This window comes from Palleniella muris (genome assembly GCF_004792655.1).
GTDB classification, from domain to species: domain Bacteria; phylum Bacteroidota; class Bacteroidia; order Bacteroidales; family Bacteroidaceae; genus Prevotella; species Prevotella muris_A.
In genome coordinates this window covers 44312-60868 of the sequence record NZ_SRZC01000007.1, presented here as the reverse complement: position 1 = coordinate 60868, position 16557 = coordinate 44312, and the positions used below count along the sequence as shown (strand labels likewise).

Here is a 16557-nt window from a genome sequence, read left to right as displayed (position 1 = left end):
CAATGGCTACAATCAATTTTGCCGGTAACACTTATGCGGGCGAGGTACTTGAAGACCTCCTTGTTTACACCGCGAAGGGGAATGAGACCTATGAGGCCGGTCTTATTCATGTGAAGCCCGGTATTCAGAAACGCTACGTTTTGCCTCACATTCAGTTGGGCTCCATCATTCAGGACAACAAGCCTACGCCTACTTCTACAGAAGGTGCTGCGAATGATACAACCGGCTTCAATCAGTATAAACTGTCTGAGCGTTACCTTGATCCGCAGGACTTCATGGTTTACCTTGAGTTCAATCCTCGCGATTTTGAAGAGTATTGGCGCTTTGCTCAGCCTGAAGGACCTCTCGTTTTCCGCGAACTTGACCCTGCTGTCCAGAAGACGATGCTTCGTCTGTTGCTTGACAAGAAAGACCAGTACATCAATGATTGTATTTGGTGTGGCAAAAAAGGTGGCATAGACGCGAATATCACAGCTCCTGCTGGGGCTACCACCCTCGGTGGTGCTTCTGCTGCTGGACCGATGAAGTACTTTGACGGCGCACTTGCTCGCATACTCGCCAACCTCAAAGCTCAGGCTGCAACCGCTCCTACTGATGCAGACAAGAACGAACTGGCTTCCGGTAAGGTCGTATTGGCTGGTTCTACTGCCTTCAGCACTGGTAAAGACGTAGAAGATGCTCTTTATGCGATTTGGAAGAAGACTCCTTCCAATATTCGTAAGTCCAAGAAGCTCAAGTTCGTCATGGGCTGGGACACTTGGGATCTGTACGACCAGTACCTTACCACTCAGAAGGATTACAAGTATGTAGAGAACCCCGACGTCAACAAGCGTACCTTCAAGGGTAAGGAAATCGTTGTCATTGACGGTATTCCGGAATCAACCATCTTCTTCGGTAAGTTCTCTACCGACCAGGATTCTTGTCTTTGGATGGCCATCGACTACAGTACTGATGAAGAGTCCGTGAAGGTTGAACGCCTTCAGGCTAACTCTGAGATGTACTTCTTCCAGATGCGTCTCAAGATGGACGTCAACCTTGTTCGTCCGGGCGAGATTATCGTTTGGACTCCGTACAAGAACGGGACAACTACAGGCGGTTAAAGAGATGCTGAATCACGAAGTGTAATTGTATCATCAAAAGAGGAGTGGAGATACCGAAACTCCATTCCTCTTTTTAATTGTAATTCAATAAAATAATCTTATGGCTAAAATAAAGAAGGCCGAAGACAATGCACCTGTTGCTGAACAGGCAATTGCACAAGAAGTCGAGGCCACCAAAGAAAATACAGAGGTCGAAAAGACTGAAGTTGTTGAGCCTGAAACAGAGGCTACAAAAGTTGAAGATTCTGCTAAGGAAGAGAAAGATGAAGCCAGTGCTAAATCACAGGACGATATTCCCGAATACGTGCTCGCCTATCTGAAGAATCATACAGAAGAGAAGGCGGTGTATTTTGACAAACTGGGCGGTGTATTTTCAGCAGATACTCCGAAAGTTTTCCTGAAGGATGCAGTCCTCTACCAAAATCCATTTTGCAAACAATAAAACTATCATACAATGGCATTAGGAAATGTTTTTATGAGAGACACGGACGGCAATATTCCGGTATTGCGCTCCAACACCATTGAAAATGTGTGTGGTCTCATTTTTGACATCTCTGGTCAGACTAACTTTTGGACTACCGGCGGTGGGGCAAACATCGCAGATACTTGGAAGGACAAGGTGATAGAGTTGAACAGCCTTAATGATGCAATAGAGGCTGGTATTACCGCTTATACTGGAGAAGTTGATAGCGAAACCAATGCCAGCACCGATGTATTGGCAGGTATTCCTTACTATCATATTCGCCAGTTCTTCAACATGGCCGGTGGAAGCGGTCGTCTGTTCGTGATGTTTGCAGATTGTTCTAATGACTGGAACGCCATCATTGAGATGCAGCGTGCAGCCAGTGGTGCAATCTTCCAGATTGGCGTATGGACAGAGCAACAGCTTTGGACTAAGCCTGATGAGAGTGCAAACGCTTACTCTATCGGTCTTGTGGCCGACATCAACCGTGTAGCTGTTGAGCTTGCTGATGAGTATTTCGCCCCTGCTTCAATTTTGCTTTGCGCAAACACATCAAAGGTCAAGATTGGCACTACCACTTCCAATAAGATTGCTGTCAGTCAGATTCCTTCTTGTGTAGTTGACGCTCGTTACGTGACTGTGCTTTTATCTCAGTCAATGGAAGAAGATGTTCGCCGTATGCAAGCATCGCTTGAATCTACGACTCCTGTCGGCGTTATAGGACTTGCGTTGGGTACTCTGACTCAGGCTGGCGTTGGTGAGTCTATCGGCTGGGTTCGTCAGTTTGACCTTGTAAACTATGTTCCGGCAATCGAAATGGGATTTGGCGACTCCACTGTTGTTGATGGACTCATCACCAATGGCTTGAGTTATTCGGCACTGAGCAAGTCTCAGCTCAATGCACTGGAAGAGGCTGGTTATGTGTTTGTACGCTCTTTCGAGGGGCTGGAAGGACACACATACTTTGCTAACGACCACACTTGTTCTGCTGGTGATTTCTGTACCATTTCACGTAACAGAACTATCAACAAATCTCGTCGCCTTATTCGTATCGCCTTGCTGCCTTACGTGAACTCACCTATCAAAGTTGACCCCTCTAATGGCAATCTGTCTTCCGCTCAGGTTACTGTTTTCGAGAACCTTCTCAAAGACATTCTGAATGAGATGGAGAGTGCAGAGGAAATCAGTGGAACTGCTTTCGTAACCGTTCCTGCTGAACAGAATATTCTTGTCACCAAAAAGCTGACCCTCTCGTATGGTATCGTGCCGATGGGCTGTGCAGAGTCTATCGAGGTTACGGAAGGTCTTTACGTTAGTCAGCAGTAATAAAAATTACATACGACAATGATTATCAATAACGTAGCCTATTCGTGGGCAATGGTTCAGCTGACATCCTTGGCACTTACGGGGTCAGCAAACCCTAATCCAATCATCCTTCAGGGTGTGACCGCTATCAAGTGGAACAAAAAGAAGAAGGTTGAGACCAATTATGGTCTTGGAGGTGAGCCGGTAAATCGTGGTTTTGGTAACACTGAGTACACCGCTCAGATTACGATGGACTACAATACTCAGGTTCAGCTGCGAGCACTCAAAGGCTCTTTGATGGCTCTGGGCGAATTTGATCTTGTGTTGTCTTTCGCAAACGAGTTCAATTCTCAGGATTTCTCTACGGAGACTGTGACTCTGAAGGGCTGTCTTTTCAACGAGGATGGCATGGAGGTATCACAGGATGACACCAACATCACTAAAGAGTTCGAGCTTAACCCCTTCAAGATTGAACTGAGCACTAAATAATTTTCTTCCATAGGATTTATTAGAGTGAACGGATGCGGCACCAGTAATGATTCTGGTGCCGCATTTTTCTTGAAGATTTTCACTCCTTTGAATAAGTGACGCCCTATTCTATATTGAGTATCAACTTTAATTTATAAACGAATCATGGAAGAAAAAGAAACTCTTGAGCTTCAGACCATCGAAGAACTCGATCCCAAGCTCCGTGCAGCCGTTGAAAAGAAGGTTGCAGACCTGAAAGCAAACAACCCCAAAGCAAAGATTTTTCCGCTTATGGTGGACGGTGATCCGGACGATGAAAAGGACGTCTATATCGGCTACTTCTGCCAGCCTTCGTTCATCACGTTCTCCAAGTACATGACTTTCGCACAGAAAGATCAGGCTTCGGCTATGCGTCAGCTTGCGCGTGACTGCTTCTTGGATGGCGACAAGGAACTCATTGATGACGACTCTCTGTTCCTCTTCGGTCTTATGGGACAGCTGAACAACATCATTCAGATGCGCGGCGGTCGTGTCATAAATTTATCGAAACCTGGGAAGTAAGAGAGGATGACTATTTCCGTCAAAAGATAATTCTTTTGCGACATTATTTTCCAGGTGTTAATATCGATGACCTTGATGAAGAAGATTTTGCCAGGCTGGTGTGCGATGCGGAGTGGATGCACAGTCAAATGGTCATCACCAGACACGCAAATGCTTTAGGATTGTAATTCGATAACTCGTTGAAAGGCCCCGTTACAAATATCGTGTAACGGGGCTAATCTTTTCCCCATGCCTCATCTCCTATCTCTATTCTTTGTAAAAGACTGATTCGATTATGACCGGACAAACATATCAAGTCAATTATATTGTAAATGTTGATGCAGCCAACGCTCAATCCGCAATCAATTCGTTTAAGCGGGCCGTTGCATCAATGGATAAGGCTACGAAACCAATAACGGATTTACAGCGTAAAGTCCGTGGTCTCGTGGAGACTATGAGTGCGCTTAATCGGGGTAAATACTCGGTTAAGATTGATACTCGTCCAGCTACTCAGAAGATTGGCAAGCTGATTCGCGCTTTGCAAATGGCTAAAGTCGAAGTGCAACAGCTTAATGCAATGGGTGTGACTTTAGGAGGTGTTGGCAATAAGAAAAAAACAGCATCTCGTACTGCCGCTACCGCCGCACCTATTGGCGGTTCCAGTTCGCGTACAAGGACAGCGCCTTCACGCTCATCCAGTACGACCACAGCAGCTACAAGGCGTTATGCAACCTCAGTAATGCGACACCCAACTAATCTTGGATATAAGCTTTGGGGTCCTACTCCGCTTCCTAATAATGGCGGTATGGCTATTGATATGCTCAAGGGTATGGGCATTGCTTATGGTATTGCTGGAGCCGGTATGCTGGTTTCCGAAGTCGTTAATCAGGCCGCAGAGTATGACAATGCGATGAAAACCGTTGAGAACATTTTGAAATCTCACGACACCGCTGAAAATTTTGCCGGCAGATTTGCACAAATGACTCAGGTAGTCCGCAATGTCGGTATGAAGACTAAGTTCAAGGTAACGGAAGTTGCCGATGCAGCTAAGTTCCTGGCAATGGCCGGCTTTAATGTAAATGCCATCCAGCAAGCAATTAGTCCTATTGCAGACATTGCGCTGGTTGGCGACACCGAGCTTGGTAAAACTGCTGATTTGGTCACAAACATTATGACCGCTTACAACATTGAGCCAAATAAGATGCGTAATGCTGCGGATATTATGACCAATACATTCACCATGTCAAACACGACATTGACAGAAATTGCAGAAGCTTATAAATATGCTGCTTCACTGCTGTCTGCTGGTGAGGTTTCATTTGAAGAAGCCACAGCTGCTATTGGCGTATTGGGCGATGCCGGCATTAAGGGCTCTCAGGCTGGTACTACAATGCGTACTATTATGGCCAACCTTGCGAATCCAACTAAAAAACAACGAGCCGGTTGGGAGGATATAGGAATAAGCCTTACAGACAAGAACGGACAAAGAAAAGATATACTTCAGATATTCCAAGAACTTCACGATAAGAATCTGGATGTTGATGCCTATTATCGTATATTCCATAAGACAGCGGCTTCTGGAGCAGTAGCTCTCGCAACCCATGCAGATAAATGGGAAAAAGTCTATCTGGAAAACTTCTTAGCCGGAGGTATGACCCGCCGTTTGGCAGAAGAAAAACAAAATACATTCCAAGGTCTATGGGCACAGCTTGTTTCAGTGTTCACAGATCAGGGTGTAACTGCATTTAATGGAGTGCAGGGGGCTTTGCGTGGTTGGATGAAGATGGCAATCAATTGGATGGATCCGAACAAGAACCCTGATGCACAGAAGGTGTTTAAGGAAGTGGCTAATAGTCTGATGGAGTTTATTCAGATTTTGATAGATGCTTCTAAATGGTTTGTTTGGTTCTTTGATAAATTTGGTGGTCTCGTCAAGACATGGGCTAAGTTTCAGTTGATGATTTGGCCCGTCGTCAAAGCTGTAACGGCTCTTAGAAGTGTATTTCTTGGGCTTTTAGGGTTGAGGAAGGTTGGAGCTGTAATGGTTGGCTTAGCAGGTTCCTTTACCAAACTTGGCAGGGCAGCAACCGTTGCAACTGCTGTGATGCCTTATGGAGCTGGTGCTGCGGCAGGTTCTGCTCCAATGTCTCCATTTGGATTTGCTGCGGGTATGGCAGGGTTTGCGCCATTGTCTTATAAGCAATATATAAAAGCGTCTAAGGGATTGAATTTATCCAGACCTCATGCTTCAACCAGTGGTTATTATCTTAATAGAATAGATAATCTTGGCAGAGAGGCAGAAGTAGCTGCATGGAACTCTGGAGTGTATCAGGCTCGCCAAGCAGAAGATGCAGCCGCGCTAAAGCGATATAAGCAGAATCAAAAGACATTCAATAAGCGTGTTCGGAACATGCAAATAAGGAATGGTCTTAAAGGGTTTGGCAAAATGGGCGTAGGTGCCGCCGGTATGATGCTGGGTATGCACCAGATGACCAAAGAAAATGCAAATGGCTGGGATGTTGCTTCTGGAGGACTCTTTGCTGCGGCAGGAATGGCTGCAATGGTTGGAGGCCCTATTGGGTGGATAGCCGCCGCAGGTTTGGCTCTTGGTGGATTAGGTGCATCTTTAGCCAGTTTCAATCAGAACCTTAATGCTCTTTCTGGATTTGTTAATGATTTCTCTAATAGCCATCAACTTCTTGACGGCGCTTTATTGAATGGCAATACTCGTACTGAGCGTTATCTTGAATTTGTGTGGCGTAAGAATTACGATATAAACGACCTAATTCAGCGTCGTATTGAATTGATGAAAGAGTTGCTGGGCATTGAGACACCAAATGCGACTACTACAAAAGATGTTGGCAATGAAACGTATAAAACTATGTATGAGAAGTTTTATGCAGCTGACTCTATGTGGGGTAGCCGTGGCGCTGCTTCTCGTGCAGCCGATCTCTTTAATAAGTACGGTCAGGAATTTGGGTTATCAGTTCGTAATTACGGTGGCGATTGGTATTATCAAGATGCTAATGGAAAGTATATTAGGTTTGCTAACCCTAAAGGTTCATCCGACACCAATGATGCTGTTATGTATGATGTGGCTGCGGCAATGGAACTGCTACATGGACAGTACCGTTCAAAAATTATGGACGAGAATCAGCATCGTTTGGCTCAGATTCTTTATGGAAAAGCTACTGTTGAAGACGCGAAGAATTGGCGTGATACGTTTGCCGCCACATACGGTCCCGCTTCATGGGCAACTCTGATTCGCCCGGATCAGTGGAATGAAGATACTGATGTCGCTAAATATTGGTCTGGAGAAGACATTGCTAAGTCATATATGGGTGCTCAGCTTCTTTGGAAATCAATGTACCAAATGGTTGAGGCTCAAAATGCTATTGCCGATTTCAAAGAGAAATTAGCCGCTGGTAATTTGACAGAAAATGATGTAGTTCGGGCATTGCGATGGGGTGACTATGATGTTCTCGGTCAGACATTGGCTGACTATAATCCAAATGATGTTACCAGTTGGTTCCGTAATATGGGCTATGCTGGCGATGGTATATGGCGTGACCCTTCAGGCCGTGAAACGCCAGAAGTTATGGCTCAAACCGCTGCCGGTCAGATGCAACGTCTTTTGGAATCTATCCAGAAGCTTGGGCTTGAAGCAGATCCATCCACTCAGGCACTCCAGACATACGCCAATACATTGCTTACATTAGCTCAATCGTTTATGGGCTCTAATGAGGCACTGTCTGGTTCACATGATGGAGAAATAAAAGAACTGAATGGTCAGAAATGGCGTTGGAACGCGACTACTAAACAATGGGAACTTATCGATGACAATAATCAACCAGCTCAGATTTCACAGGGATTGGTGGATATGTCTAACAATATGAATACGTTGTTGACAACCGTTCAAAACGTCAACTCACAATGGCCTACTTTATTCCCTACTGTATATCCAATTAACTTCGGCTGGGGTTATAATAGCGCCAGCCCGTACAATTGGGGGACGGATAATAATAATTTGACCACTAATGGCTTGTTATGGAATCCATTGACAAATACGAACAATGGACAACCATTTAGCTGGTGGCCATCGTGGAATAACGGTAACAATTTATTTACGCCTCAGCAGATGGGTAATGCTGTTGCTAAGCCTAATGCACCTGGTGTGCATACTCCTACTGGAAATAACCATAATGAAGGTACAAACAACGGTGGACGTACCGGCACCCGGACATCTGACTATAAATCTCATCAGAAGGAGCGTGCCATTCCGAAACAGATCAACATCAATATCCAGAATTTGATGAAGGTGGATTCAATTGATATGACCAACGAAAACAATGTTGCAATAATTGAGAAATTAAAAGAAAAAGTTGCCTACGCACTCTATGAAGCCGCCGCTGACGGAACAATGATGCTAAATGGCCTTTCAAACACATAATGTATGGGGTACTTTAATAGTGTATGGTCTAACCTTGTGTTTAACGCAGGAAATGCGACCTCTGAATTAGTAAGCAGCCTTAACTGGCGCTATCAAAAAACTCAGGGCGGTATTCAATATGTTTCCAGATCCGCGTATAAAAGTGCTTTGGTTCATATAGCCAAGCAACTTGCCATGTCAACCTTGGAAGGAGAATTAAATAGCCTCCTTCCAAGGTATGAAAGATATGCTCGTGATAAGATGAGAGACGCAATGCGTGTTCAACAAGAGGCTAATCGTAAAGTGCTTATCAATAATGGCAAGAAGTCCACTGAGGACTTTGGCTTTATTGTATGCGAGGGCGGGCATAAACTTATTGCCAAGACTAAGTATGGTACTCCAGTCCCCGAAGCTCTGATATTGTCTTTTGATGACCAAGAAAAGGTACATTATGATGATGTGCTTTGGGATGAAAATACCGTGGAGTCTTATACAATCAAGAAGAAGAGTACGCTGGAAAAACTTTGGAATCCTGGAAATGAGATTGAACACAATCTCCAGTCTTCTAAGGCCGATCCTTTTGACACAAAGACGGTCTTTCATATCGATCTGGCTCCCAAAGTGTCGATGAATAGCAGTAAAAACGTAATCTTGACTCAAGTACAAGGCCGAGATTTCACTCGTAAAGAGTTGGTTTCTGGTGGTGATTTGACATATAACATAAGTGGCTCTATTGTATCAAATGATGAAGGTGTGTACCCGACCGAAGCAGTGAAACGCTTTGTGAAAATTATGCAATACAATGGAATTGTGAACGTGAATTTTATCACATTCGGATTGCTTGGCGTTACTCGTATCATCATCAAGGATTTTTCACTGGATGCAATCGAATACAAAAACATCCAGCCTTACAGTTTTACGTGTGTTGCGGTTGAGCCTGACGATGCAATTACTATCCAGGCTGACACAATTGCTGCAATCAACAAAGACCTTGCAGAATCTCAATGGGACACTTGGTACAAGGCTATTCTTGATAACAAATTAGCTCAAATGGCTGTTAAGACAACTTTGAATGTAGCTACAAGTGCAGCGACTTCTTCTGCTGGAGCCGGACTTGATGAATTACTTCCTAATATATAGTGACATGGCAGATTTTGATACAAACAAACAGCCTGGTTATCATATCCTCATTTCTTTAATTGAAGTGTGGACACCAACAGATAAGAAAAAGCCCAATGGAGAGATTAGTGGGGACGTGATGCGTATCTGTGAAGTTGAAGAAGTGCAAATTGAAGAATCATTTAAGAAACTGATTGGCACTGCTTCAGTACGTTTTCCTCGTGGCACTATTATTCGCAAGACCATTACAGCCAGAACTGCCGAAGAAGAAAAAGATTTTCAGAAAATTAGTGTTAATCTATCAAATAGCGGCGTGGTTGAAGAAACTCGTACTGAAACCTCCGTGGTATCTGTTGATACATTCAAAATAGGCCAGCGTATTAAAATTTATCTGGGTTACACTACAGACCCACTGGTTGCAGAAATGGCCAAAACGGGGAATACTGGCAAAACAATTTATAATGATAATGACACGTATCAAGAGTATCTGTCGAATTTCAAAAATACTGGCCCGGACTCAAAAAAATATATGAGTTTGATGTTTGATGGGTACATCACCAAGGTTAGTTTGGACACCCCTATTGAACTGGAGTGCGAGAACCTTGCCAGTTATCTAAAGACAATTACTTGCCCGAAGGTTAAACTGAAGAAATGTGAGGTGAAAGATTTTCTTGGCGACAAGGGGCGATACAAGATGCTTCAGGACACAGGATTGATTTTACACCCAGACACCGCAGGAATGGATTTTGACTTGGGGGCAGTAGAACTGAGCACCGAGCTAACTGTTGCGGATGTATTGACAGAATGGGCTAAGTATGGTATGTTCTGTTATGTTAGTGATTACAATGGTCAGCCAGCTATTCAAATAGGACGGGCGTATTTTTCAAATCCAGGGAGAGATTCATTATTGAACGCAACAACGGTTCCCGGTATTGTACCTATCCATTTCGACTATCATGTTGCGGACAATGGACTGACCTTGACTTCCTCTGATAAGGATTTCTTAGCTGTTAAGGCAAAGGGCATATCATCCGATGATAAGTTTATTAACATTACAATATTGAGAAATACCAAGCACGACCCAGGAAAACCAGAGTCTAAGAGTAATTCTCGTTATCGCTATGTTAATGAAACAAAATTGAGCAAGAAGGCTTTGAAGGCAGGAAAACGGTATTTGACAGATGCCCCTAACGATAAGGTTGATATGAAGCTCTATACTCAGATTGCTTTCGTGTCAAAAAAAATTCCGACAACCGTTGAGAAATTGGCAGAAGAGGCAATTAAGTATTTTGAAGGTTACAATATGACTGGAATAGAGGGGGCGCTCACGTTATTTGGTGACTTGCATATTCGGACCGCCCAACAAGTTCAGTTAATTGACAACAGATACCCTGGAAAGAATGGTGTCTATTTAGTTGAGGAAGTTACTACAACTTTCGGTACAAAGGATGGATTCCGTCAAAAAATCACATTGCCGTATTGCATTAAGAGAGAAGGCAACAACGACAAGAAATAATAATTATGAGTAACAATACCAAAAAACATTTGACAGACCATTCATCTAATGAGATGATACGCGAGGCTATACGCGCTATAGCTTTGAAAGGTGTTGTCAATAGTCAAACAGGCGCTGTCCGAGGCACATCTAAAGTTACTGGTTATGTTGCTAAGATACATTCCGATGAAAGTGATGAGTTATTTGGAACAATAGACGTACAGGAATATGCAGACTGGTCAATTGCAGAGTCTGATGACGCTAAAATAGGCTACCATGAAGGTGTTTTACTGACCGCCATTCAGAAGGATAGTCAAGGCTATATCATTATTCCTAAACTGTATTCAGATGTCCTTGTCAGCAAAGACCCTGAAACCAATAATGAGTATGTCACGATGTTCTCTCACGTGGACCTCATCCAGCTCGATTCCCATGAAAAAATCATGGTGGGTGTGCGTGAGCGTGAGGAATATAAACCGGATGACGAAGATGCCCCAGATATACATGAGCTGGAGCTTACAGGCATACAGACAACCACCGAATACACCAAAGATTTAGCTAAGACTATTGCTGTTACCGATGAAAATGCAGAACATGTGGCAACGCAAGTCATAGGAAATGACCCTGATGATGGCTTGGAAATCAAGCATGATGTTTCAGGAAAATCGACATCTACTATGACCGAAGATGACATAGTGTTGGAGCACGATAAAGCTAATGTCACTCTGGACGGCTCTCAGGCAAAAATGGAGATGGGTAAGTCTGCTGTGATAGCTGAAGACGGTACTGTGTATGTCGGCAGCAAAAGTGGTACTGATGATGCCGTTTTGGGTCAACAGCTTGCTACAATCCTATCAGATTTGGTCGGCTATCTTGGCCAAATGATGACTCCGACAATGATGGGGCCGCAACCGCCGGCCAACGTCCTTGCGAGTTTTATTGCATTGAAGGCAAAAATTCAATCATTTGCTTCCAGTCATAGTGGATTCTTAACAAAGAAAGTTCAAATTCAGAAATAGTTATGGCAGACGCACAACTTAATTTTAACGAGGAAGAACTTGATAAAAAAAGTGACCTGTATCATTTATATGATAGGCTTTATCAGGGGATGGTGAAAGCAAATGAGATTGATCCTCCGGCTTTCCCATCTTCTGAAGATTTGCTCGTATTAGACGGAGAAGGCAATCCTGTTTTTGATTCCAATGGAGAGCCGGTGCTTGACCAAGAGAAAAAGGCAGAAGTAGATAAAGTCGCATCCGGCTATTCTACAATTCTGATGAAAAATTCGGCATACCTCTTTGCCAATTCTATTTTGTCCGTTTTGAGCGGAGGTGGAAGTGGTGGCGAAGGCGGCGATACCACAGGTTTTGTATCTCGTGGAGGCGACTCTATGAAGGGCGCATTGTCTGCATGGTACGGGTTCGATGCTGGTGTCAATGGCCAGAAAATCTTTGAGGTATCTATTGATGCGGATGAGAAGAAATGGGCTATTGTACATGGTGGGTTGCAAGTTAAGGGCGATGTCAGCATTACAGGAACATTAGACTTTGGCGATGGGATTTCATTTGGTGGTAATAAGTCCATTTATTTGGATAACAATGCTCTTGTCATAGAACGGCAAAGTATATCAATGAAAGGCGACATCGAAATTGACGGCACCTTCAAATTGGGCGATGTCCTTATCAATAAGGATGGCATTTTCTGGGACAAGTATGAGTTCTATCATTCGGGAAACTCGAATAAATCCGATGTGGACTGGACTATGAAAGATGCCAATGTGTATGGCAATCTGTCAGTCAAAGGTAATGCTTCAGTAGAGGGCGCTCTTGCCGTAAATGATGGCTTTTCTTTGGGGGCATTAAAGAAACAACTCCTTTATTCTGAAAAGATAGACCAAATAGCAGAGGATGGCAGCGTTACTTCGATAGCCCGTACCGTACTTGATTCCGATTTGCGTATCATCAACGGGCATGGAATTAAATTCGACGAAGATTATATTATCAATGTACGCAATAACCAAGTGGTATCGTTTTCAGCTCCCGGAATGATAATGAACTTGGGTGATAGTGATAATGGTAAACAAACCAGTAAAATATCCCTACAGGCTGATATTTGGGATTATTCCAACAATTTTAAGCTTGTTTCAAAAGAAGGTGCTGGAAACTTTGTGAATGGGTTGAGGGCGCAGTGCGCTGTGAATGGGTCTTCTGTACTGGAAACATTTCGCACAGACGCAGATAATTTAGGCGTTTTGTTTCCCAAGCAGATTCGCTTTGGCACTACCGAGGGTCCGGCGATTTATCAAGACCCCGTTACTGGCAAACTGAACATCCAGATACCCTATGTTAATGGTGAAGTAGAAGGACATCCGACTGAACAATTAAAGTTTGATACATTCTTTGCTCAGACCACTTCTCCTTTTAGAAACAAGGCATTAGACTGGTCTGCTACACTCCATTTTAATACTGATGGGGAATTTTTCGCCTTCGACAAACCGGTGGAAGCGGATTATTTTGCAATAAAAAGCGAGCAATATCACACCAGACTGATTGAAGATGCTCTATTCTTTGATGACGGAAAGTTCATAGAAGGTGTAGTTGACGGTCTTCGATATTCTGGCAACGGCTACTTTGACGGCAGTGTTTCATCACCCAGTTTTGCGAGTGGCTTTGCGGGTTATGGATGGGCAGTCAAAGATGAAGTAACAAATGGAGGCTTTCACGCCACCTTCGATTCTCTCACGGTTCGTAAGAAAATGAGAGTTTATGAGCTTGAAGTCCAAAAAACATCATGTACCAACGGGTCTTTTTGGGTCAGTGATTCTTGCTCAGGAGACGAAGTAATAGCGTTAGAGTAATGGCAGCACCGGTCAAACTGGGAAAATACCAAATACTGATAGCCCCGGATTCAAAGAAGGTTCAGGGTTTACGAACAGGTGATATTGTACGTCGTCAATATTTTGATGGTGCCAATATCATCTATTCGCTTATGTGCGTATTGTCGTATGGCACGACAAAGCGGTTCTCCACTGAGGCGCAATACGATTCTAATGGAGAGCCCATATTCAATGCAGATGGCACTATACTCACTCAAAATGTTGAACGCGACGTGCCTTATTTTATTGGGGCCCTGTTGGAAGGAGATGCGCCTAAAACCAACGAGCTGCTTGATTTTGCCAGAATTACTAATCTTTTCGACTCAGACCGGTCCGGTGCCTTGTATCTTACAGCATCGGATGATAAAGCCCCGTTCATGGATGTCATTGATGGTCTTGGCCGAAACAAGAGTATATGCTGGCCGGAAAATATTGCCAGTGAAGCGTTTGAAGACCCACGCTCGCAATACATTGTAAAAGGAAGTGGTCTAACTGCACTTTTCAAAGGGAACGATAGCGACCAAAATCGTATCGTGCGTTTAACTCGTAGTGCAGCAACGACAGGATTCTGTGGGTTAAGCCAAGAATTTTATGAACTGGTTGCAGCCCAGAAGCGAGTGCTTGTTTCCTATAAGGCCAGAGCCAATAAAGCAGTAACTGTTAATGCTGAGATTGGGTATTCGGTTGCTAATGTAAAGGATGCAGAATGGACTGAAGATTTTGCCGAAGATTGGCATTATCACTTTCAGGCTATCAATGTTCTTAATTCAGGACGACACCTTCGTACATTCAGGCTGGATTTTCAGAGTTTGGGGGTAAATGATTGGGTAGAGATTGCTGATTTCAACATTATATTATTGGATAGCATCTCTAATTTTGGCAGCGCCACTGCTATGCGTATCGGTAAACTTGAAGGAGTGAACGATCCGGTGTTTGGCACTCTTACTGGGTATGGTGCGTATATCCAAAAATTGTATGCTTCTCAGACCGCTCATATTTCAGGTACATTGACTGCCGGAGATGAAAATGGCTTTGCTTCCACATTCTATGCGGGCAAAATACACCGTAACTGTTTCAGAAATTCATGTGATGTCAATTTTCTGAGCAGTATTACTATTGACAACGACACGCTTTTGAACCCAACTGGTATGGGTAACGTGTACAAAACGATGAACTCCAGTGAACTGATAATGTTTGCTCAAAGCAGAGAGTGGCTGAATACCCATGCTAAGGAGCGATATTGTTTTTCATTCTGGGGATATGCTGGAAAACCGTGTCAGGTTGGCATCAAACAAAACGGGAAAGTCATTGGCACACTTCAAATAGCATCAGACCAATGCCATGAGTGGCGTAGGCTTCATGTGTTCTTTGATTTACTGATTCCTGAAAAAGATACGGACGACTTGTTGCTTAGTCTGATTCCTACATTCACCAGCTCAATATATCAGTCTGTTGCCGGTAGTCTCAATCCTGATGAGCAAGTGTTGTACGTTACTGCACCTCAATTAGAAACTGGAGAGTATTGCACGCAATACCAGCCGACTGATGATATTTTGGATGAAACCAATGACTATGGCGCATGGTTTTCGCGTGGTGGTATTGGAGGTACTATCCAAAATCCATTACTTCGATTGAATTATGATGGAACCGGTGCTATTGACACTCGTACCAATTCATTCAGACTGAATCAGGATGGCTCTGGTCATTTGGCTAATGAGAATATCAAATGGGACCATAATGGAAAAGTCACGTTTGGTAAAGATGTAACACTTAATTGGGATAATTTATCTGATGATGCGCAGGATGAGATGGCGAATCGTTATATGCGTATTCTCGGACAAGACACCTTTACTATCATCGGACAAGAGGATTCTACAAACGGTAAAACGTGTAGCCCATCATCCATTGTGATGTCATTGGAGGAGGTTGGCTTTGCTTCATCGTCCAGCCAGCGTCAATGGTATCTGTTGATCGGAGACGAATGGATTGCAATACCTGGTGCAAACGGCAATACACTGGAGGTATTTCCTGATTCTTGCTATTGGTATGGTTATGTTACTACACCGCCGGCCACTGATGAGAATGGTGCCCCTATCACATATCATGGTGAGAGTCGTGTGTCATTCAAATGCGAAATTAAATTGAATGATTCCAGAACATACACTGATACATTCAATATCATTAAGCAGTATGTTCAAGGATATACGGTTCAAATTACTTCATCTAAGGGTAACGCCTTTCAGAATGGGGTATGCGCAACCGTATTAACTGCTACTGTATATTATCAAGGTCAGCCGGTCAATTTGGAATATGCGTTGGAGCATTTTACGTTTACTTGGCACCGTTATAATGTCAATGACTTAAATACAGACCTTGGCTTTGAAGATTTGGATGTTACGGATGGCAACAATGTACTAACATTAAATTACGAAATGGACGGTTCTGATCTTTTTGTATGCGAGATTGGACTGGCAGATCATTTCGATTATTCATTCCCTATAATTTTCTGATAATATGGCTATAGAGAAACTGACAATAGGAACTAAGACTGCCAATCAAGGAGTTAATGCCAGTGGAAAACTTACAGCTGCTGAGTTTAATAAATTGGTTGAGAAAGTAAACGAAATGATTGCATCGGTAAATTCCACTGTGTACATCACGCAAGAAGAATATGATGCTCTGTTGGAAAACAACCAGATTATTGATACTGTCGAATATAACATTTTTGAAGAATGATTATCAGAAACAAGTTAGAATTATCAG

At 43.4% G+C, this 16557-nt stretch carries 12 protein-coding genes; all 12 read left to right on the top strand.

Features of this window, described 5'->3' with window-relative positions; all coding sequences use genetic code 11:
* The first annotated feature begins 2 nt into the window (after positions 1-2).
* The 12 genes from E5358_RS05495 (at position 3) to E5358_RS05435 (ending at position 16530) form a co-directional block, all read left to right on the top strand.
* Entirely contained in the window at positions 3-1100 is a 1098-nt protein-coding gene (locus E5358_RS05495) for a hypothetical protein (RefSeq protein ID WP_135939250.1), read from the top strand.
* A 100-nt stretch (positions 1101-1200) separates the two neighbouring features.
* Positions 1201-1542 (top strand): hypothetical protein, encoded by a 342-nt coding sequence (locus E5358_RS05490; protein WP_135939249.1) that lies wholly within the window; start codon positions 1201-1203, stop codon positions 1540-1542.
* Positions 1543-1554: 12 nt separating this feature from the next.
* Positions 1555-2889, top strand: coding sequence for a DUF2586 family protein (locus E5358_RS05485; protein ID WP_135939248.1), 1335 nt, complete (start codon positions 1555-1557; stop codon positions 2887-2889).
* Between the two features lie 18 nt (positions 2890-2907).
* On the top strand, positions 2908-3357 hold the full coding sequence (locus tag E5358_RS05480) for a hypothetical protein (protein ID WP_104405166.1): 450 nt from the start codon (positions 2908-2910) through the stop codon (positions 3355-3357).
* A 144-nt stretch (positions 3358-3501) separates the two neighbouring features.
* Positions 3502-3897, top strand: coding sequence for a hypothetical protein (locus tag E5358_RS05475; protein WP_104405165.1), 396 nt, complete (start codon positions 3502-3504; stop codon positions 3895-3897).
* A 274-nt stretch (positions 3898-4171) separates the two neighbouring features.
* Complete coding sequence (locus E5358_RS05465; protein WP_135939247.1) at positions 4172-8326, top strand: phage tail tape measure protein; 4155 nt, start codon at positions 4172-4174, stop codon at positions 8324-8326.
* A 3-nt stretch (positions 8327-8329) separates the two neighbouring features.
* A complete protein-coding gene (locus tag E5358_RS05460) occupies positions 8330-9445 on the top strand; it encodes a DUF6046 domain-containing protein (protein WP_135939246.1) in 1116 nt (371 codons plus the stop codon).
* A 4-nt stretch (positions 9446-9449) separates the two neighbouring features.
* Positions 9450-10940: a hypothetical protein gene (locus E5358_RS05455; protein ID WP_135939245.1), complete on the top strand. Its 1491-nt coding sequence runs from the start codon at positions 9450-9452 to the stop codon at positions 10938-10940.
* 5 nt (positions 10941-10945) lie between these two features.
* Positions 10946-11938, top strand: a complete 993-nt coding sequence (locus E5358_RS05450; RefSeq protein WP_135939244.1) for a hypothetical protein — start codon at positions 10946-10948, stop codon at positions 11936-11938.
* A gap of 2 nt (positions 11939-11940) precedes the next feature.
* Positions 11941-13776, top strand: a complete 1836-nt coding sequence (locus tag E5358_RS05445; RefSeq protein ID WP_135939243.1) for a hypothetical protein — start codon at positions 11941-11943, stop codon at positions 13774-13776.
* Complete coding sequence (locus E5358_RS05440; protein WP_135939242.1) at positions 13776-16304, top strand: hypothetical protein; 2529 nt, start codon at positions 13776-13778, stop codon at positions 16302-16304. Before E5358_RS05445 ends, E5358_RS05440 begins: the two co-directional genes overlap by 1 nt.
* 4 nt (positions 16305-16308) lie before the next feature.
* On the top strand, positions 16309-16530 hold the full coding sequence (locus E5358_RS05435; protein ID WP_104405157.1) for a hypothetical protein: 222 nt from the start codon (positions 16309-16311) through the stop codon (positions 16528-16530).
* Positions 16531-16557 lie beyond the last annotated feature (27 nt).